General features: G+C 56.5%; 16 protein-coding genes. 3 read left to right on the top strand and 13 right to left on the bottom strand.

Going from position 1 to position 19,431, the window contains the following annotated elements; translation table 11 throughout:
- Window positions 1-124: 124 nt before the first annotated feature.
- Window positions 125-2,878: an aconitate hydratase AcnA gene (acnA, locus tag AB7E06_RS08025; RefSeq protein WP_376912510.1), complete on the bottom strand. Its 2,754-nt coding sequence runs from the start codon at window positions 2,876-2,878 to the stop codon at window positions 125-127.
- A 262-nt stretch (window positions 2,879-3,140) separates the two neighbouring features.
- On the opposite strand from acnA, the gene AB7E06_RS08020 reads away from it, so the two are divergent.
- On the top strand, window positions 3,141-4,730 hold the full coding sequence (locus AB7E06_RS08020) for a sensor domain-containing diguanylate cyclase (protein WP_427956167.1): 1,590 nt from the start codon (window positions 3,141-3,143) through the stop codon (window positions 4,728-4,730).
- A 21-nt stretch (window positions 4,731-4,751) separates the two neighbouring features.
- Here the strand turns inward: AB7E06_RS08020 and AB7E06_RS08015 are convergent, their stop codons facing one another.
- The 6 genes from AB7E06_RS08015 to AB7E06_RS07990 all read right to left on the bottom strand — a co-directional run bounded on the left by AB7E06_RS08015 (window position 4,752) and on the right by AB7E06_RS07990 (window position 11,244).
- Window positions 4,752-5,600, bottom strand: a complete 849-nt coding sequence (locus AB7E06_RS08015) for a putative RNA methyltransferase (RefSeq protein ID WP_427956164.1) — start codon at window positions 5,598-5,600, stop codon at window positions 4,752-4,754.
- Window positions 5,601-5,680: 80 nt separating this feature from the next.
- Window positions 5,681-6,484, bottom strand: a complete 804-nt coding sequence (hutG, locus tag AB7E06_RS08010; RefSeq protein ID WP_108728380.1) for an N-formylglutamate deformylase — start codon at window positions 6,482-6,484, stop codon at window positions 5,681-5,683.
- A 29-nt stretch (window positions 6,485-6,513) separates the two neighbouring features.
- Window positions 6,514-7,338 (bottom strand): carbon-nitrogen hydrolase family protein, encoded by an 825-nt coding sequence (locus AB7E06_RS08005; protein WP_094198035.1) that lies wholly within the window; start codon window positions 7,336-7,338, stop codon window positions 6,514-6,516.
- Between the two features lie 22 nt (window positions 7,339-7,360).
- A complete protein-coding gene (locus tag AB7E06_RS08000; RefSeq protein ID WP_321278417.1) occupies window positions 7,361-8,206 on the bottom strand; it encodes a serine hydrolase in 846 nt (281 codons plus the stop codon).
- 19 nt (window positions 8,207-8,225) lie between these two features.
- Window positions 8,226-9,638 (bottom strand): gluconate:proton symporter, encoded by a 1,413-nt coding sequence (locus AB7E06_RS07995; RefSeq protein ID WP_094198037.1) that lies wholly within the window; start codon window positions 9,636-9,638, stop codon window positions 8,226-8,228.
- A 121-nt stretch (window positions 9,639-9,759) separates the two neighbouring features.
- Window positions 9,760-11,244 carry an N-acyl-D-amino-acid deacylase family protein gene (locus AB7E06_RS07990; protein WP_249460493.1) on the bottom strand — a complete coding sequence of 495 codons (1,485 nt, stop codon included), beginning with the start codon at window positions 11,242-11,244 and terminating at the stop codon, window positions 9,760-9,762.
- 106 nt (window positions 11,245-11,350) lie between these two features.
- Here AB7E06_RS07990 and AB7E06_RS07985 point away from each other — a divergent pair, with 106 nt between their 5' ends.
- Window positions 11,351-12,295, top strand: a complete 945-nt coding sequence (locus AB7E06_RS07985; protein ID WP_094198039.1) for a LysR family transcriptional regulator — start codon at window positions 11,351-11,353, stop codon at window positions 12,293-12,295.
- Window positions 12,296-12,609: 314 nt separating this feature from the next.
- On the opposite strand, the gene fabG is transcribed toward AB7E06_RS07985, so the two are convergent.
- The 3 genes from fabG to AB7E06_RS07970 all read right to left on the bottom strand — a co-directional run bounded on the left by fabG (window position 12,610) and on the right by AB7E06_RS07970 (window position 15,211).
- Complete coding sequence (fabG, locus tag AB7E06_RS07980; RefSeq protein WP_094198040.1) at window positions 12,610-13,350, bottom strand: 3-oxoacyl-ACP reductase FabG; 741 nt, start codon at window positions 13,348-13,350, stop codon at window positions 12,610-12,612.
- Window positions 13,351-13,549: 199 nt separating this feature from the next.
- Window positions 13,550-14,176, bottom strand: a complete 627-nt coding sequence (gene ycaC / locus AB7E06_RS07975) for an isochorismate family cysteine hydrolase YcaC (RefSeq protein WP_121739868.1) — start codon at window positions 14,174-14,176, stop codon at window positions 13,550-13,552.
- A 153-nt stretch (window positions 14,177-14,329) separates the two neighbouring features.
- The gene (locus AB7E06_RS07970; protein ID WP_264672189.1) at window positions 14,330-15,211 is read right to left on the bottom strand and encodes a pirin family protein; all 882 of its coding nucleotides are present in this window, start codon (window positions 15,209-15,211) and stop codon (window positions 14,330-14,332) included.
- Between the two features lie 108 nt (window positions 15,212-15,319).
- Between AB7E06_RS07970 and AB7E06_RS07965 the strand changes: the two genes are divergently transcribed.
- Window positions 15,320-16,225, top strand: a complete 906-nt coding sequence (locus tag AB7E06_RS07965; RefSeq protein ID WP_094198043.1) for a LysR family transcriptional regulator — start codon at window positions 15,320-15,322, stop codon at window positions 16,223-16,225.
- Window positions 16,226-16,367: 142 nt separating this feature from the next.
- Here AB7E06_RS07965 and AB7E06_RS07960 read toward each other — a convergent pair whose 3' ends face one another.
- The 3 genes from AB7E06_RS07960 to AB7E06_RS07950 form a co-directional block, all read right to left on the bottom strand.
- Window positions 16,368-16,565 (bottom strand): CsbD family protein, encoded by a 198-nt coding sequence (locus AB7E06_RS07960; RefSeq protein ID WP_094198044.1) that lies wholly within the window; start codon window positions 16,563-16,565, stop codon window positions 16,368-16,370.
- 53 nt (window positions 16,566-16,618) lie between these two features.
- Complete coding sequence (locus tag AB7E06_RS07955) at window positions 16,619-16,963, bottom strand: BON domain-containing protein (protein WP_094198045.1); 345 nt, start codon at window positions 16,961-16,963, stop codon at window positions 16,619-16,621.
- Window positions 16,964-17,565: 602 nt separating this feature from the next.
- A complete protein-coding gene (locus AB7E06_RS07950) occupies window positions 17,566-19,383 on the bottom strand; it encodes an NAD(P)-binding domain-containing protein (protein WP_427956154.1) in 1,818 nt (605 codons plus the stop codon).
- Window positions 19,384-19,431 lie beyond the last annotated feature (48 nt).

Genomic DNA, 19,431 nt, shown 5'->3' with positions numbered 1-19,431 from the left:
TTTTCTTTACCCACACAAAAGGCCGGCAAAAGAGCCGGCCCCTGAACACACAAATGCGCCAGAGGCATGACACCACTGGCGCACCTGCAGGCGTGTCAAATCACGCCGTGGCCTGCTGCCGAGCTTACGCTTTCAACAAACCCCGCAACACGTACTGCATGATACCGCCATGACGGTAATAATGCGCTTCGCTAGGCGTATCAATTCGGACCAGGGCCTCGAACTCAATATCACCAGCACGCACTTTGACCTTCTCGGGGATTCTGTCCTGATTCAAGGCGGTAATGCCTTCGATATCGAAGACTTCGTCACCCGTCAGACCCAGGGTTTCCGCGTTTTGGCCAGCCGGGAACTGCAAAGGCATCACGCCCATACCCAGTAAATTGCTGCGGTGAATACGCTCGTAAGACTCGGCAATGACTGCCCGTACACCGAGCAGCACCGTGCCTTTGGCCGCCCAGTCACGCGAAGAACCCGAACCGTATTCCTTGCCCGCCAGAATGACCAGCGGGACACCGGCACTCAAGTAATTGCGCGAGGCATCGTAAATCGTTGCCACGGGCGCGCCATCTTGCGTGAAGTCGCGTGTATAGCCCCCTTCCGTGCCCGGAGCCAGTTGATTACGCAAGCGCACGTTGGCAAACGTGCCGCGAATCATGACTTCATGGTTACCGCGACGCGAGCCGTACGAGTTGAAGTCCTGCGGCTGTACGCCGTGGTCCATCAAATACGTGGCCGCTGGCGACATGCGTGCAATCGACCCAGCCGGACTGATGTGGTCGGTCGTCACCGAGTCACCCAGCTTGGCCAACACGCGTGCGCCACGAATATCCGAGACAGGGCTGGGGTCACGCTTCAGGTCAATGAAATAAGGGGGTTTGCGCACGTAGGTAGAGGAATCCTGCCATTCAAAACGATCCCCTTCGGGCGTAGGCAGAGAGCGCCAACGTTCATCACCGGCAAACACATCGGCATAACCATCACGGTACATATCCGAGGCGATCGCCTTGCTGATCACGTCCTGCACTTCAGCGGCAGAGGGCCAGATGTCTTTCAGATACACATCCTTGCCATCGCTACCCTGCCCCAAAGGCTCCTTGTACAGGTCGATATCCATCGTGCCCGCCAAGGCGTAGGCCACCACCAGCGGTGGCGACATCAGGTAGTTCATTTTCACTTCGGGGTGAATACGGCCCTCGAAGTTACGGTTGCCCGACAAGGTGGACACCACGGCCAGATCGTTTTGATTAATCGCCTGGCTGACTTCTGGAATCAGTGGGCCGGAGTTACCAATACACGTGGTGCAACCGTAACCCACCAAGTCAAAACCCAGCTTATCCAGATAGGGGGTCAGGCCGGCACGTTTGTAGTAGTCAGTGACCACGCGTGAGCCTGGGGCCAAACTGGTTTTCACCCAAGGCTTGCGGCTCAAGCCCTTTTCCACGGCTTTCTTGGCCAGCAGACCAGCGGCCATCATCACACTTGGGTTGGAGGTATTGGTACACGAGGTAATGGCGGCAATCACCACCGAGCCGTGATCCAGCTCGCACTGGCTACCGTCGGCCAACGTGAACGTCACCGCCGCTTTACGGGGTGCTGGCGGCTTGTGCGAAGGCACATCCGAGGCGGGGAAACTTTCTTCCACCGCCTCGTCATAGGTCGCCACATCATCGCCCAGCAGATCACGTACCGAGGTACGGAAGGCGGATTGGGACGAGGACAGGGCAATGCGGTCTTGCGGGCGCTTGGGGCCGGCAATCGAGGGGACGACCGTGGACAAATCCAGCTCCAGGCGCTCGGAGTAGCGAGGCTCGTGCTGCGGGTCATGCCACAGACCCTGGGCCTGGGCATACTCACGCACCAGGTCGATCTGCTCTTTGGAGCGACCCGTCAGCTCCATGTAGCGCAGGGTTTCCTCGTCAATCGGGAACATGGAAATAGTAGAGCCGTATTCAGGGCTCATATTGCCGATCGTGGCACGGTTGGCCAAAGGCACAGCGCTGACGCCAGGGCCATAGAACTCCACAAACTTGCCCACCACACCGTGCTTGCGCAGCATATCGGTAATCGTCAGCACCAAGTCTGTCGCCGTGGTGCCTTCAGGCATTTGACCCGTCAGCTTGAAACCCACAACGCGGGGGATCAGCATGGAAATGGGCTGGCCCAGCATAGCAGCTTCGGCCTCGATACCACCAACGCCCCAGGCCACCACGCCCAGACCATTGACCATCGGTGTGTGCGAGTCCGTACCCACACAGGTATCGGGATAGGCCAGTTGACGGCCTTGTTCGTCGCGCGTAAAGACCACGCGGGCCAAGTGTTCCAGGTTCACCTGGTGAACAATACCCGTGCCCGGTGGCACGACCTTGAAGTTATCGAATGCACTTTGGCCCCAGCGCAGAAACTGGTAGCGCTCCATGTTGCGCTCGTACTCGATCTGTACGTTGCGCTCAAAAGAACTGGGTTTGCCAAAATCGTCCACGATCACCGAGTGGTCAATGACCAGCTCTACCGGTGCCAGGGGGTTAATTTTTTGCGGGTCGCCACCCAGCGCCTGCATGGCTTCACGCATGGCTGCCAAGTCCACAACGGCTGGCACACCGGTAAAGTCCTGCAGCACAACACGTGCGGGGGTAAAGGCGATTTCACGATCGGGCTCGGCAGCAGGATCCCAGGCGGCCAGGGCGCGAATATCATCCGCGGTCACATCGGCGCCATCCTCGGTGCGCAGCAGGTTTTCCAGCAGGATCTTCAAGCCATACGGCAGGCTGGCAACATCCAGGCCATCTCCACGAACCGCATCCAACCGATAGTAGTCGTAGGACTGCCCGCCGACATCCAACTGGTGCAAAGCCTTAAAACTATCTACGCTTTTCATATCGGGATCTCCATGGAAAGGTGCCGGCCGATACCATTCAATTTACCCAGCCAGCGATACTCATGTGGTAATTGTCTATTGGTCTAGACCATTTCACATCTTACACGTTGCTGTTACCCCCTGCCGGACGGACTGTCCTTGCCGTGGTCTCTAGCCGCATTTAAACGACCCCAAAAAAATTCTTTACGTATAATGGATTAGGGCAGTTCTTGCCTTCTCCAGCTCCTTCCAGCCCTTTTCATCCTAGCACTCGCCCATCCTCATGTTTTTTGTCGATCTGCGCCGGCTGATTTTGCTGCTGGCTACCGCTAGCAGCCTGCTGACCATGGGTTACACCTTATATGGAGCCTACTGGGCCGAACGTACCCTGTTAATGGATCAGGCCCTGGAAAAGAACCGGGCCTATGCGCTGAAACTGGCAAGCAGCACGGATGCCTTTATTGCCAATTTGCAGCAGCAACTTCGTTACAGCGCCAATCTGCTCTCGGGCCCCACCCCAAAAACTGAGCAGCAGCTCAATGCGGAGGTCAACCGCCTGCACGAACAAAACAACAGCTTCAACTCGGTGCTAATTCTGGATGCCAAAGGCCAGGTACTGGCCAATGCCCCTTACAACCTCGGCCTACTGGGAACCGTATTGCATAGCGAGGGCGCCCGACATGCCCTGAACAGCAAAATCCCCCTGGTCAGCTCCCCGTACATGTCGGCCACTGGCCGGCTGCTGATCTTTCTGTCGTACCCCATTCTTGACGTTGATGGTAACTATCAGGGCCTGGTAGGCGGCTCCATCTATCTACATGAACCCAATAGCCTGAATGCGCTGCTAGGCGAGCACTTTCATCGTGACGGCTCCTACATCTATGTCGTCGACAAAAACAAACGTCTGCTTTATCACCAGGATACAAGTCGCATCGGCGAGATTATCAGCGACAACCCTGCCATTGATGCCGTCAACCAAGGCAGGATTGACGCCCTGACCCTGGAGAACTCTCAAGGCACAGACATGCTGACCGGCTTTGCCCCCAGCAAGGATGTGCAATGGGGCTTGGTCGTACAAAGCCCCACCGACATCGTGTTGAAAGAACTTAGCGGCCTGATGGGTAAAGTGTTGCGCAACTCCATCCCATTTTTTATCGCTGTTCAGATCCTTATCTGGATGCTGGCCATGCTTATTGCCAAACCTTTGCGCCAGTTGGCCCGCCTGGCCCCCCACTTGGATACAGACGAGGCTGGCTCCCGCATCGGCCAGGTTCATGCCTGGTACTTTGAGTCCCGCCAAATCAAACTGGCGATGCTACTGGGCCTTAAACGCGTCAATCGCAAGATGGGCGCCATGGATATCGAGCGCAATACTGACCCACTCACCAGCCTGACCAATCGTCGTGGCATGAATGTCATGCTCCAGCAATGGAAAGATACGGATATGCCTTTTTCCATTCTGGCGGTCGATATCGACCACTTTAAGCGTATCAATGACACGTATGGCCACGATGTGGGCGACCTAGTACTGTGCTTTCTGGCCGATACCATGCGAGCCTGCACCCGTGACACGGACCTGGTCTGCCGAGTCGGGGGAGAAGAATTCAGTATCTTCCTGCCTGATCAGGATATCGACCAAGCCGTACAACTGGCCGAGCGTCTGCGCATATTGATCAGTAAAACCAACAGCCCCACAGGCTCGCCCATTACCATCTCCATCGGAGTGGCGAATTGGCCCATCCATGCTCGTGAACACAGCACTGTCTTGAAATTGGCCGACGAGGCGCTCTACACAGCCAAACGCAATGGCCGCAACCGTGTTGAAATCAGCTCTCAGAACAATCAGGTGAGAGAAATGCCCCCTGCCCTCTGAGCAAGAGGAGGCTGGGCCAACTTAAAGACGGCGCAGCACCTTGATCTGCACATCCACCTGCAGGTCAAGGCTCGACAACTGACGCACACGCTCCAGACCCGGCATACTGGCACGAAACATATGAGGGGTCATCAACAACAAATCTGTAATTTGTTCCTGCGTGTGTAGCGATATCTCAAAACGGATACGCTCGCTATGCTCCAAGCAAAAGCCGACTGCCACAGCTTGCTCCTGGCTCTTGTCGACCTTCAAACTGCTGTAAATGATACGGCGCAGCTCCAACAAATGGTCTGGTCCTGTCTCCACCTGCACCCAAATGCCGCCGGGTTTCAGCGCCCGTAAAAACTCATCGGGCACGGCAAAACCAAACAGGCACAGCACGGCATCCAAGGCACCATCAGGCACGGGCAAATGTGCGTTGCTCCCTACCAGCCAACGTATGTCTGGTGAGCTGCGTGCTGCTGCCATGACAGCCCATTTGGAAATATCCAGACCGATCAGGGCCAGTTGCCCCTGTTGATCCTGCTGACGCAAATAACGCGGATAATAGCCTTCCCCACAGCCTGCATCCAGACAAGCGTAGGGCGCCTCCCCTTCCAATCCATCCATCAAAGCACGCCACACACCTGCGGCAATAGGTTCGTATACCCCCGACTCCAGATAACGGCGACGCGCCGCCACCATCTCCTTGCTATCTCCTGGATCACGTGAGCGCTTGTTTTGTACAGGAAGCAGATTGATATAGCCCTGGCTGGCCGTATCGAAACAATGGCCCGAAGGGCAGCGCCAGCTGGGAGCCTCGAACAAGAGCGGCAAGCCGTCCAAGGGACAGCACAGTTGCTCAAATAGGGGCGGGGAAAAGTCAGACATGAATGAATCGCTCTACGGCCACCGTGGCCAAGGCGATAGTGTAGCGCCCCGGCTTGCCTGTACCGGGGGTCACGACAAATTTACGACTCGGACGCAAAGGCCAGCGCGTCGCGCAACAAGGCCTCGATCAAGGGCTGAATGTTGTGGGCAGCCGCTTCGTTGTAATCAAAGGGCCACTGCTCTTGCATATAGCAGCACTGTGCCATCTCCAACTGCACAGCATGAATGTTCTGCTGAGGACGTCCGTAATGGCGGGTAATGTAGCCACCTTTGAAACGACCATTCAGCACACTACTGTAGTCTTTGTTGGCCAAGGCCGTTTTCATCAGGCGATCGCTCAAGGCAGGATCACAGCTCTGACCATTGGCCGTCCCGAAATTCAGATCCGGCAGACGGCCTTCAAAAAAGCGCGGAACCACCGAACGAATCGAGTGCGCATCCCACAGGACTACACGACCGTGCAAGGTCAGAAGACGCATCAGCTCTTCTTCCAGCTTCTGATGATACGGCAGCCAGATGCTCTCGCGACGCTGGGCAATCTCACGTTCGTCCGGCTCTTGTCCAGGCTGGTAGATAGGCTCATCGTCAAAGGTATCCAAAGGACAGAGACCGGTCACACTTTGCCCTGGGTACAGGCTGGCATTGTCCGGCGGGCGGTTCTGATCGACAACAAAACGCGAGTACGTCGCCACCAGCACAGACGCGCCCAATTGCTGAGCGCACTCGTATAGACGGGGAATATGCCAATCCGTATCCGGCACCTGACGCGCTGACTCCGTAAAACGCGCCAGCAAGGCCGATGGCACATAGGTGCCCGAATGGGGCATGGAAATCAACAAGGGGGCAGTGCCCGGATAAAACTCAAAGGCCGCAGGAACGGTCATGGCAGACTCCAGTCTGTTTCAGCACACAATCAAGAAGAAATAGGATACAGATCACCCCGGCGGTGCAGCCAGGCCGGGAGCGACTCTCGCATGCGCTGCACGCGCGCGGGATCCAGATCGGCACAGATATAGCCAGGGTGATCGGGCATGCAGGCCAATACCGTACCCCAAGGGTCAATAATCATGCTGCGGCCCAGACAAGGCATAGCGGGGCCAGGGCCACCGATCTGCGCGGCGGCCAGTACGTAGCACTGGTTCTCAATGGCACGGGCACGCAACAGGACCTCCCAGTGATCACGGCCAGTATGCACATTAAAGGCTGCCGGCACCACCAGCACATTCGCGCCACGGGCACGCAAGGTACGGAACAGCTCGGCAAAGCGCATGTCGTAGCAAATGCTCAGGCCCAGATTCAGCTCCCCAACCTGCACATTTTGCAAATGCTGACCATGGCAGAAATCGTCGGACTCACGATATTCCAGACCATTTACCACGGCGTCGTACAAGTGCACCTTGCGGTATTGCGCCACGATTTCACCGTCTGGCGAAAACGTCACGCTGGTATTGCCCAGGCGATGATCATCAGGACGGCGCTCGTGCATGGAACCCAGATGAATCCAGGCACCGGTGCGGCGAGCCAGGCTGGCCATGTGATCGGTCACCAGACCCGGAATGGGTGTGGCGTTTTGCTGCAACCATTGCGTATCACCACGCACATCGCTGTACTCGGGAGTCACAATCAACTGTGCCCCGTCTTTGGCGGCGGCCAGCACCCAATGTTCTAGCTGATCCAAATTGGTTTGGCGGTCGCGGCCGCTATCCAATTGCACCAGGGCAACACGTGTCGTAGACATACTTTTATCCTTTCGGACCGGCTCAGTACTGCAAGGCGCGGGCCGTTTCCAAGGCCAGACGGGACAAGACACTCGCCCCCTGGCCACCATATAAAGAGGTGCTGGTGCGGCCATCGGTAAAGCCATCGGCCATCACGGCCAGCACCACACTGCGTTCGCCCATCGTCAAGATACCGGCATCGTGACGCAAACCGGGCAAGGAGCCGGTCTTGTGAGCCAGTTGAGCGATAGAAGGCAGCATTGCCGCAAAGTGACCGCGTTCGCGCTGGTCCGCCAGCATATCCAGCCCCTGCTGACGCAGGTTTTCCGGCAAAGCAGGCGAATGCAACAGGTACAGCAAGGCCGAGCAAGCATCCTGGGCCGTGGTCCAGTTGTCCTTGCCGGCCTCGCGCGCCTTCATATCCATCATGTGACGCTGCAAGTCCGTATGCTGCAAACCAGCCTGGGCGCTCCAGGCATTAATGTTATCCATGCCCAGCAAATCGATCAGGGCATTGGTGGCGACGTTATCGCTCAGGATAATCATCAGCAAGGCCAGCTCGCGCAGGCTCAGGCTGGGTACGCCGGGCAACTGACTCAAAATGCCGGTGCCGGGTGTGCGATCGCCCTCGGGCAGAGGGTAAACCGACTCCAGCGACAGCTTGCCCTGGGCCACCTGCTCCAGCAAACACAAGAGCATGGGCGTCTTGATCAGGCTGGCCGACGGCATGACGCGCTGCGCATGCCAGTCAAACAGGGAAGTGCCATCGGTAGCGTAGACCGCCATCGAAATACGGGCGGACTCCTGGGTCAGCAAAGGCTCCAGTCGCTCTTGCAAGCGTTCACGAACCAGCGGCGCATCCAACAACTCGCTTCCCACGGTAAACATACACTCTCTCCTTCAGTACTCAGACCAGAATCATGAACAGGCCAGCGAACATCAACAGATTGATGATCATGACCGCCCAGCCGTTATACAGCATGTACTTAAGTTGAGTGGAGCGTGCCAGGCCCATCTGGCCGAACATATCTGAAGAAGGGAAAGGGCCAAACCAATCAATCTGCGAACTGCCCAAAATGACGGCAGCGGTTGCAGCAGGGCCCACCCCGGCAGCAGCCAGAACCGGGCCGAAAATCTTGGCGGTAAAGGTCATCTGCGCCACAGCAGCACCCGGGATATGGCCCACCACGTTAAAGGCCACGATCAGCATGCACAGCACCGCGCCACTGATACCAATCAGGTACGGTTGCACCGAATCGAGCAAGGCGTGATAGGCGTTCAGTTGGTCCACCAGTACCAGCACCGGGTTGAACAGCCAGAACAGGAAGAAGATCCAGATCAGCTTACCCGCACCAGCATACATGGCCTGCAGGATTTCGCGTGGGTTCATGCCACCGGCCAGACCTGTCGCTGCCCCCAGGGACACCATCACAATAATGGCGTAAGCAAAGCCAGCTTTAGAGGCGATACCCACAGCAGCCAGACCCACAATGGTGATGCAAAACGCCCAGGCAGCACGCACCGCCTTGGGTGAAGCCTTGGCATTCACGTCAAACGCAGCCGCACCTTGAGCGGCCTCTTCGTACTGAAACTGGTCTTTGGTGATCTTCTGAATGCGACCGGACATGAACCAGCCCGTCAGCAAGGTGGCAGCCGCCATAGGCAGACCGGCCACCAGCAGGTAGTCGGTGTAGCTCAAACCCGTCAGACCCGTTACCGTCACCACGTTAGGGGTGAATGGACCCAGCACCAGACCGGCGGAACCGGCGCTTTGGAACAGGGCCGCCACAGCGGGGGGAGACAGACGCACGGCAGCAGCAATCGGGATCACCACCGCCGCAATAATGGCGTTACCGCCCGCCAAGGTACCCAGAGCGCCACAGATCAGGGTGGACGCCACCATGATGCCCAGACGCACACGCACCGGATTGGACAAGCCAATACGCTTGACAATGGCGCGTACCAATTGCTCGGCAGCACCAGTACGGGCGGCCACTTCACCCACCCCGGCGCCCAGCACAATAATCAAACCCACCACCGCAATGAACGAGCCCAGGGACTCGGCCAGCAGTTTACCCATGGCAATCGGCGTAGTACTGGTCATGATGGCGCCCAATACAATCGCACCAATCGTGGCCAGAACAATATCCACACCCAACAGGGCGATAAGCGCAAACACCACCACCGGCGTCAAGCCCCACAGGGAGCTTTCACCCGGCATGTAAAAGTGGGTGTACAAGGCAATCGCCATGCCAATTAAAAACACCACCATGGCTGCATTGCGCTTGCCCGTTGGCATTTGTTGCTGAATGACACTCATGTCGTCTCCTTAACGATCCTTCCTGACCAGTGTTCAATAACCGGCCTGCATGTGATGCAATCGCACCGCTCTGGTTGACTACCCCAGATCCTGGCGACTGCTTTCTTGTCCAATGCGCCGCTTATAGCGGGATAATCGGCGCATCCAGGCTTTGCGCCTGAGCGGCAAAGGCGCGGTTAAGCACCTGTCCGGGCCGCTGCTCCGGGGCGGCAGGATGAACCTGCACGCCATTCACAAACACGGTCTGCACACCTTGAGACGGTAAGGTGGGCTGCTCCCAGGTGGCGCAATCTTGCACCGTTTCGGGATTAAACACCACCAGATCCGCCCAGGCGCCGACTTGCAACACGCCGCGGTTTTCCAGCCCGAAAACCGAGGCAGGCATGGCCGTCATTTTGGCGACCGCCTGCTCCAGGGACATCAGGCCATCTTCGCGTACGTACCGCCCTAAAATGCGCGTGAAACTGCCCCACAAACGAGGGTGGGGATGCGCATCCGCAGGCAATCCGTCCGAGCCCACCATGCAACATGGGTGGCTGAAAATGCGCTGGACTTCTTTATCGTCCATCGCAAAGTAAATCGCGCCAGCAGGCAGTAAACGCCGTGCGGCCGTTTCCCGGTCACAGCCCCACTGCTCGGCAATCTCGGCCAGATACAGGCCATTGCACTCGGGATGAGGCTCGGACCAGGTAATACGAATCTGGTCTATGGTGTGGGCACGCTCAGGGATCAGGATCGTGGAACTGCCCGAATAGGGATAAATATCCAGGGTGGCCTGCACGCCATCGGCGCGGGCCCGATCAATATTGGCCAAGGTATGGCTGCTGCGGCCCCAATTGGCCGGCATCATGCACTTGTGGTGCGACACCAAGGTGGCACACTGCGTCTGACGGCCTACCGCCAGCACTTCTTCGACGGACTCCTGCACCGTGTCGCCCTCATTGCGAATATGGCTGGTGTGCAGGGAACCTTTGGAAGCGGCAACACGGGCCAAGCCTTCCAGTTCGGCCGGTTCGGCCATGCAGCCGGGCTCGTAAGCCAGGCCGGTACTAAAGCCCACGGCGCCTTCTTCCAAGGCCTGGGCCAACAAGGCTTCCATGGCCTTTTGCTCGTCGGCGTCAGGCTGGGACAAGGGGTCCTGCATCACGGCCATGCGCAAATTCGCGTGCCCGACCAACGCTGCCACGTTGATCATGGGCTTGAGATGGCGCACCGCTTGCACGTACTGCACCATATCGTCAAACAAGGGCGAATCGCCCAGCAAGGCCAAAGCCGCTGCCGAGTTGCCCGGCAAAGGAGCGGGGAAGGCGCTGACACCACAATTGCCGACCACAACCGTCGTAATGCCCTGGCTGGTTTTCCAGTCCAGAACGGGCCGTTCGATGAACATCAAATCATCATGGCCGTGAGTATCGATAAAGCCAGGAGCCACCACATGGCCGCTGGCGTCCACCGATTGCTCGGCGTGCCAGGCACTCAAGTCGCCAACCGCGACAATACGCCCCTCTCGAATACCCACATCACCACGCCAACGCGGGGTGGCCAAGCCATCAATAATCCAGCCATTGCTGATCTTGACGTCCAAGCTGCGGTCGTCTGTCTGCATTTACGTCTCCACTTACCCTCCCACAAAAAGGGGAGTTGACCGCATTATCCAAAGGTATTATTAATATGAAAAATTGTTTAAGTTAATTGATTAATCAGAAAATGAAATGGACAGACTTCCCAAGCACATCACGCTCAAGCACCTGAATGCCTTTGTTGCCGTCGCTCAGGAGGCCAGTTTCACCCATGCCGCGCGTCGTCTTTTTCAAACACAATCCTCGGTCACGGGCCTGATTCAGCAACTGGAAGTTGCCCTGAATACCACCTTGTTCAACCGCACCAGCCGCCGCGTATCCCTGACGCCTATTGGTCTGGAGTTCCTGCCGCGCATCACCCGCCTGCTGGCGGATTTTGATGGCGCCATCAGCGATGTCATGCGGTATGGGGAATTGAAAAGTGGGCGGGTCAGCGTGGCTGCCGCCCCATCGGCCATTACGGATCTGATAGCACCGGCTGCCGCGAATTTCTCGCAACAGCACCCCGCCGTGCGGCTGTACTTACGGGATGACAACTCAGGCCGCATTCAGCGTCAGATCGTGGCCGGGGAAATCGACTTTGGTCTGACCAGCCCCTGGGCAGATGTCCAAGGACTGGACAGTCAGCCCTTGCTGGAAGACCAGTTTGGCGTGCTCTATCGCAGCGACGACAAGCTAATCAAACCAGACGCCAATAACACGGTCAGTTGGTCTGCCCTGAATGAGCGCAAGCTGGTGGGCGTCGTAGACGAGACAGGCATCATGGCGGTGCTGCAATCACGGCCCGATCTGCCTATAGAAGCGTCAGCCCCGTTTTACGAGGCCTCCAGTACCACCTCTCAAGCGGCACTGGTGCAAAGTGGTCTGGCCATTGCCCTGCTGCCAGCCTTGGCCGCACAACGAGTCTTGATGCCCGGCCTGAGCTTTTCCTTGCTGCAGGCACCTACACTGGTCCGTACTCTCTGTTTGATGTTCCACCTGGAACATGATCTGACCCCCGCTGCTGCTGCCCTGGTAGAGGAAGTACGAGCCTACGTGAAAAAAGCTCCTTTACCGCCTGGGTGCCGTGCTCTGTGAGAGACGCACCGCGAAGCCGGACATAGAATCGCCCCACGCCTGGCCTGATCAGAATGCCGTCATACGAGGACTCCGTTCGGTACCCTTTTTGGTAAGGCCTGTCGGCGCGGCGTGCTCTTTTCGTCCTATCTGGCCGTCGACCTCTGAAATCATGGCCTCTCCCCTGCCCGCCTCCTCTCCTTTAACTCTCCACCTATATACCAGCACATTAAAAACGGGCCTGAGCAAAACGCTCAGACCCGTTTTTTCTTGCTGCCAGTATCCATCACTACTAAATAGAAGCCACCAGCGATTCAGTCTTTATCTACACGGCATTAAACCGTCAAACCACCCGACACTTCCAGCGTGGTGCCATTGATGAAACTGGCTTCATCCGAGGCCAAAAATGCATACACATTGGCGATTTCCTCGGGTTTGCCCATGCGACGCAGCCAACAATGGTCACGAAAGCCTTGCAGCACTTTTTCCGGGATGGTTTTCAGAATGTCTGTCTCGATAAAACCGGGACAGACGGCATTGACGCGTATCCCTTTGGGGCCCAACTCCCTGGCCCAGGTTTTGGTAAAGCCAATCACCCCGAACTTGCTGGCCGCGTAATTGGTTTGGCCATAATTGCCGTACAAACCCACCACGCTGGAAGCGTTCAGAATGCAACCGCTTTCCTGCTCCAGCATCACTGCCGCCACCGCCTGGGTGAAGTTGAAAACCGCTTTCAGGTTGACATCAATGACATCGTCAAACTGCTGCTCGGTCATGCGTACCAACTTGGCATCTTTAGTGATCCCGGCATTGTTCACCAACACATCAATGCGGCCAAACTTTTGCTTCACATCCGCCACCATGGCATCAATCTGCGCACGGTCTGTCACGTCCACGGTATAGCCCACAGCAGTAACGCCATTGCCACTTAAAGACTGCGCTGCTTGACTGACGGCATCCGCATTACGATCGCATAACACCACAACCGCTCCTTCCTGGGCAAACTTCCTGGCTGTTGCCAAACCAATACCTGCTGCCGATCCGGTAACAACCGCCACTTTATCTTTCAATCGCATTCCAGCTACCTTTTAAAAATCGCTCCACGCTGTCATGCAAACACAGGTTTTTACAGCACCCAAACAGACCATTGCCTGCAAACTCGTTCACACCAGCACACTGTTTTGTACTCCGATCACTTCCAGATCGCCAGTCAAAGTGAGCAAATTTTGTCCCAAAGGCAATGGCCCCAAAATGAACCACACTGCACGCCGACGCTTACTGGCCGGACGTAAACTTGGTGTGGCTGTTGATCAGGTTGCGGTAGTCGGGGATATGGTTGGAGAACAAGGCGCCCAGACCTTCCACGTCGTTACGCCAGTCGCGGTGCAGTTCGCACGCCACGCCGAACCAGGTCATCAACTGAGCACCGGCGGCAGACATGCGATCCCAGGCGGAATGGCGCGTCAGCTCGTTAAAGGTGCCCGACGCATCGGTGACCACAAACACATCAAAGCCTTCCTCCAGAGCCGATAAGGCCGGGAACGCCACGCACACCTCGGTGACCACACCGGCAATAATCAGTTGCTTCTTGCCAGTAGCCTTGATCGCTTTCACGAAATCTGCGTTATCCCAAGCATTGATCTGCCCAGGCCGGGCAATATACGGCGCATCAGGAAAGGCTTCTTTCAGCTCGGGGACCAACGGACCGTTCGGGCCTTCTTCAAAGCTGGTGGTCAAGATGGTGGGCAAGTTGAAGTACTTGGCCAGATCAGCCAGCGCCAGCACATTGTTCTTGAACTTGTCGGGATCAATATCACGCACCAGAGACAGCAGCCCGGTTTGGTGGTCTACCAGTAGGACAGCGGCTTGATCTTTATCCAGTCGTTTGTAAGGCGTCGTCATCTCAGTTTTCCTTAACGATGATTGAAAGGGATGGATGCAAAAACTGCACCCGGTACTGCCACAGCGCTTGAGGTAATCGCGCTGCAAATCAAATCGGTGAAACCGGCCAGCATGGGCGGTGAAGGCGGACCAGGCCGCCCTCACCCACTTGCCTTACGAGGCCGCCGTAGTGGGTGCCATCGCACCGAAGCGACCGCTATTGAAGTCATCCATCGCCTGCAAGATTTCCTGCTTGCTATTCATGACAAAAGGGCCATGCCCCACAATGGGCTCATCAATGGGCTGACCACTGATCATCAAGACGACGGCGTCGTTGTTGGCTTCGATGCTGAACTGGCTACCTGCCCGATCCAGCACCACCAGTTGCCCTTCACGTGCCACGCTTTGGCCATTGACCAGCACCGTTCCATGCAGAACCACCAGCGCAGCCGTCCAGCCCTCTGGGCTTTCCAGCTCGGCAATGTCACCCTGATTCAGACGCATATCCCATACATTCATGGGAGTGAAGGTCTTGGCAGGGCCTGTGGCACCGTCCTTTTCTCCGGCAATCACGCGCACCATGCCAGCGGCATCAGGCAGTGCGACCACAGGAATTTGCTGGTCGGTAATGGCCTGATAGCCAGCAGGAGCACTCTTGTCTTTGGCAGGCAGGTTGACCCACAGCTGCACCATTTCCAAAGTGCCACCCGAACGAGCAAAAGCGTCGGAGTGATACTCCTCGTGCAAAATGCCCGAGCCAGCCGTCATCCACTGCACATCACCGGGGCCGATCGTGCCGCCCTGGCCCGTGGAGTCGTGGTGCGACACCTCGCCCTTGTAGACGATGGTGACGGTTTCAAAACCCCGGTGCGGATGCTGACCAACGCCGCGTTTGTGATTGCTAGGGGCAAACTCGGCAGGGCCGGCATAGTCCAGCAGCAGGAAAGGGCTCAACTGTTTTGCGTGTGTGTGGTACGAAAACAGGGAGCGAACGGGGAAGCCGTCGCCCACCCAGTGAGGACGGGGAGCGCTATAGATACCAAGAATTTTCTTCATGTCCATCTCCTTGTTTCAACATAAGAGACAGCATAAACTCGGGACAACGAAGCCAGTAGCCCCCTAAATCGGCCATCTATGTTCCATTTATGGAACGATAAAACTGCCATGCAAGATTTAAACGACTTGTACTTCTACGTTCAGATTGTGGATCACGGGGGCTTTGCCCCGGCCGGTCGCGCACTAGGTTTGCCCAAATCCACCCTTAGCCGCAGGTTGGCGGCTTTGGAAGAGCGCTTGGGGGTACGGCTGATTCAGCGCTCCACCCGCCGCTTTACCGTGACCGAGATCGGCCAGACCTACTACGAACACTGCAAGGCCATGCTGGTGGAGGCTGAGGCGGCACAGGCAGCCATCGAACTGACACGTGCCGAACCACGTGGTGTGGTGCGCATCAGTTGCCCGATCACCTTGCTGAACGCTCATGTCAGTAATATGTTGGCCGACTTCATGGTCAGCTACCCGCATGTCACCGTCCAATTAGATGCGACCAACCGGCGTGTCGACCTGATCGGGGAAGCGCTGGATATTGCCATTCGCGTCCGCCCCCCTCCATTGCAAGACAGCGATCTGGTAATGCGTGCGCTGTCCGACCGTAGCCAATGTTTGGTCGCCAGTCCGGAGCTGATCGCCCGACACGGCTTGCCCGGTTCGCCGGCCGATCTAGCGGACTATCCCAGCCTGGCCTTGGGTCTGCCGCAGCAAAACCATACCTGGACCTTGTTCGGCCCCGACGGGGCACAGGCTGTGCTGCATCACAGCCCTCGCCTGATCACCACCGACATGACAGCCCTGCGCTGTGCCGCCTTGAAAGGCGTCGGTGTAGTTCAACTGCCAACCCTGGTAGTTTGTGATCAATTGGCCGACGGCTCTTTGGTGAAACTGATTTCGGAATGGGCTCCCCGACGCGAGATCATTCATGCGGTGTTCTCATCCCGTCGCGGGCAAATGCCTGCCGTGCGGGCGCTGCTGGATTACCTGGTCGAGCGCTATCAGCAGATGGATGAGGACTGACTGGACTGCACGAACCAGTTGGAAACAAGAGGGGTAAGCATTCCTGAATGCCCCCACCATGACACCGCCCAGTCCTGCCGCACACACAAAAACGCCCTGCTTATGCAGGGCGTTTTGTATGCCTGGCAATCAAGCCTGAGGATCAGACGCCGCCATTGAAGTCGCGGACTTGCTTTTCAGCTTCTTCACGTGCAATGCCATAGCGTTCCTGAATTTTCCCAACCAGATATTCGGTATTGCCTTCAGCAACATCAATATCGTCATTGGTCAACTTGCCCCATTTTGCCTGAATCTTACCGGACAACTGTTTCCATTTACCTTTAATCGTATCTTCATTCATAGTCGCTCTCCTATTTCAAAAGGAATTCACAATAAGGATTGATGGCGAAATAATTATTCCGGCTTGACTTTCAATCCCGACGAATCGACTTTCACAACACCTTTTACACTCTCCGTTGCAGCAACGGCTTTTTTGTGCTCAATTTCGCTGGGCACGGTACCGGTCAATGTTGCAACACCATTATTGGTCTCAACAGAGATATCCGTGCTTTTCAAATCCTTGGTGCTGGCCAGGTCAGCCTTGATTTTGGTGGTGATCCAGGTATCGCTGACGGCTTCGCCCGCAGTTGCGGAATGGTCCTGATTAACGGCAGGCTCATTAGCCATTGCGCCGCCTTGCAGGCCAAGACTCAGGGCCGAGGCCATTAAAAAACTGGATAGGATGGCGGATTTTTTCATAGATTTTCTCCAATATCAGAAAGAGTATTTTTAGAATTAAAAATTCCCTTAACCCTGCTATTAAAAGGAGTCCAATGCAATCAAAAAAATTTCCTTGTTTGCAATGGATGGTTCTACCGTAACATTTCCAACCCACCCGTAAACTACGAAATGCTACAAGCATTTTCCTTATAAAAATTTAATCTATTTTTAATTCAACCCTATTCATCCAAGCTATAGCAGCCAGTTTTTAGCCATCAGATTCAGATCATCATGCTGACTCGACTCAATCTGCCCTAACACGCTCCACGACTGCTGTTCACACGTTTTCAACCAAACCACTATGCACCCTTGAAGCAGGGAGGAGCCGGGGCAAGAACAGAGCCCTTAAGCCAGGCTTTGTTGTCTGAAGGAGGCACTCAGACCAGATACATAAGGTAAAAGATTTAGCAGAGCGGCTAACAAAACCACCGCCTTGGCGACCGTGCTTGCGATGCAAACACGGCTACCCCGCCTAAGACACACAAAAGAAAAGAGCCAGATCATCATGTCGATAATCTGGCCGAAATCAGAACAGGGTGCAGACCTACACGCCCCGCCTCGAACAACAGGGCAAATATCAATCAACGCAAATGATGCACCTCCTGCATTCCATACACCTGCACCGGCAGGCCCGCCTGACGCGCTTTAAGCTGCAAGGCCAGGTACTGGGAGTAATGACGCGACTGGTGCAAGTTGCCGCCGTGGAACCACAGATTTGGCTGCTGCGTCGGTTTCCACATATTGCGCTGCTCGCCTTCCCACGGCCCGGGGTCTTTGGTGGTTTCCGAACCCAGACCCCAGCACTTGCCCACCCGGTCCGCCATTTCCTGGCCTGCCAAATCAGCCACCCAGCCATTCATGGAACCGTAGCCCGTGGCATACACCACCAGGTCCGCTGGTAATTCCGTACCGTCGCTCAACACCACGGCGTTCTCGGTCAAATGACTGATGTCAGTCCGCGACTTCAGCTTGATACTGCCATCGATAATCAGCTCGCAAGCACCCACGTCGATGTAATAGCCGGAAGCACGACGCAGATATTTCATGAATAAGCCGGAACCATCGTCGCCCCAATCCAGCATGAAGCCTGCCGCCTCCAGCTTCTGGTAGAACTGTGCATCACGCTCGCGGATCTTGTCGTACACAGGAATCTGGAAGTCCGCCATGATGCGGTACGGCAGGGAGGCAAAGAGCAAGTCTGCCTTGCGCGTGGTGACTCCCGATGCCAGTGCCCGTTCGGAATACAGATCGCCCAAACCGATCTCCATCAGGGAGTCGGATCGCACAATGTGGGTGGACGAACGCTGCACCATGGTGACGTCCGCCCCCGCCTCCCACAATGCCGCGCAAATATCGTGCGCCGAGTTATTGGCCCCGATCACCACTACTTTCTTGCCCGCATACGCTTCCGGCCCGGGGTGCTGCGAGGAATGTTGCTGCTCACCCTTGAACACATCCTGCCCCTGTATGTTGGGCACATTCGCCTTGCCGGACATACCCGTGGCAAAGACCAACTGCTGGGGCCGCAGGGTCATGGGTTTGCCGTCACGTTCGATCTCCACTTCCCAGGTCTGGCTAGACTCGTCGTAGCGCACCTTCTTGCACACGGTGCTGCTCCAGTAATTCAGCTCCATCACCTTGACGTACATTTCCAACCAATCGCCAATCTTGTCCTTGGGCGCAAAGACAGGCCAGTTGTCGGGGAAAGGCATGTAAGGCAGGTGGTCGTACCAGACGGGGTCGTGCAGGCACAGCGACTTATAACGCTTGCGCCAGCTATCACCAGGGCGAGCATGCTGATCAATGATGAGCGCAGGCACATTCAATTGCCGCAGACGCGCACCCAGCGCAATACCACCCTGCCCGCCGCCGATCACCAACACATAGGGCTGCTCCGTGGTGCCCAGCTCCGCCTGCTCTTGCTGACGGCGCTCCTGCCAGGTCTGGCGACCCCGCCGGATGCCATGCTCGGCCCCCATGGGACGGCGCACACCCAGCGGCTCCTCGTGACCTTTCAGTTCAAACATGGTGGTCAGCAAGGTCCAGATCTTGCCATGCTTGACGCGAATATGGCCGTAGCCACGCGCCACATCGGTTTCCACACGAAACCAGCCTTCCACCAGACCTTGACCATCATCACTGACCGGCTCGGCACTGTCGCGCTCAAACCGGGCTGACATGGCGCCTTGTTGCTGCTGCGTCAGCATGTCGCGGATCTGCTCGCGCCCTTCCATGGTTCGGATATTCCAGGTGAACATGACCAGATCACGCCAAAAGCATTCTTGGGCAAACAGGGCTGCCGCATCGTCTGGTGCATTGCTGGCAAGCGCATGGGTCAACTGTTCAAGAACCGTGTCCAACTGTCGCGCAGACGGCTGCAGTTGCTGCTGTGTTTGCATGATTTGTCTCCATATCGTTTTAATGTTGCGCCGGGCTTTTGCTGCCCA

The organism is Alcaligenes sp., from assembly GCF_050255915.1.
Classification (GTDB): domain Bacteria; phylum Pseudomonadota; class Gammaproteobacteria; order Burkholderiales; family Burkholderiaceae_B; genus Alcaligenes; species Alcaligenes aquatilis.
Note: the sequence above shows the minus strand (reverse complement) of the source record. Positions and strands in the feature narration are given on the sequence as shown.

Coding starts and splice junctions, on each gene's coding strand:
- acnA (WP_376912510.1), bottom strand. CDS start 2,878: ATGAAAAGCGTAGATAGTTTTAAGGCTTTGCACCAGTTGGATGTCGGC.
- AB7E06_RS08005 (WP_094198035.1), bottom strand. CDS start 7,338: ATGTCTACGACACGTGTTGCCCTGGTGCAATTGGATAGCGGCCGCGAC.
- AB7E06_RS08020 (WP_427956167.1), top strand. CDS start 3,141: ATGTTTTTTGTCGATCTGCGCCGGCTGATTTTGCTGCTGGCTACCGCT.
- AB7E06_RS07970 (WP_264672189.1), bottom strand. CDS start 15,211: ATGAAGAAAATTCTTGGTATCTATAGCGCTCCCCGTCCTCACTGGGTG.
- AB7E06_RS07955 (WP_094198045.1), bottom strand. CDS start 16,963: ATGAAAAAATCCGCCATCCTATCCAGTTTTTTAATGGCCTCGGCCCTG.
- fabG (WP_094198040.1), bottom strand. CDS start 13,350: ATGCGATTGAAAGATAAAGTGGCGGTTGTTACCGGATCGGCAGCAGGT.
- ycaC (WP_121739868.1), bottom strand. CDS start 14,176: ATGACGACGCCTTACAAACGACTGGATAAAGATCAAGCCGCTGTCCTA.
- AB7E06_RS07995 (WP_094198037.1), bottom strand. CDS start 9,638: ATGAGTGTCATTCAGCAACAAATGCCAACGGGCAAGCGCAATGCAGCC.
- hutG (WP_108728380.1), bottom strand. CDS start 6,484: ATGACCGTTCCTGCGGCCTTTGAGTTTTATCCGGGCACTGCCCCCTTG.
- AB7E06_RS07960 (WP_094198044.1), bottom strand. CDS start 16,565: ATGAATGAAGATACGATTAAAGGTAAATGGAAACAGTTGTCCGGTAAG.
- AB7E06_RS07965 (WP_094198043.1), top strand. CDS start 15,320: ATGCAAGATTTAAACGACTTGTACTTCTACGTTCAGATTGTGGATCAC.
- AB7E06_RS07985 (WP_094198039.1), top strand. CDS start 11,351: ATGGACAGACTTCCCAAGCACATCACGCTCAAGCACCTGAATGCCTTT.
- AB7E06_RS08015 (WP_427956164.1), bottom strand. CDS start 5,600: ATGTCTGACTTTTCCCCGCCCCTATTTGAGCAACTGTGCTGTCCCTTG.
- AB7E06_RS07990 (WP_249460493.1), bottom strand. CDS start 11,244: ATGCAGACAGACGACCGCAGCTTGGACGTCAAGATCAGCAATGGCTGG.
- AB7E06_RS08000 (WP_321278417.1), bottom strand. CDS start 8,206: ATGTTTACCGTGGGAAGCGAGTTGTTGGATGCGCCGCTGGTTCGTGAA.
- AB7E06_RS07950 (WP_427956154.1), bottom strand. CDS start 19,383: ATGCAAACACAGCAGCAACTGCAGCCGTCTGCGCGACAGTTGGACACG.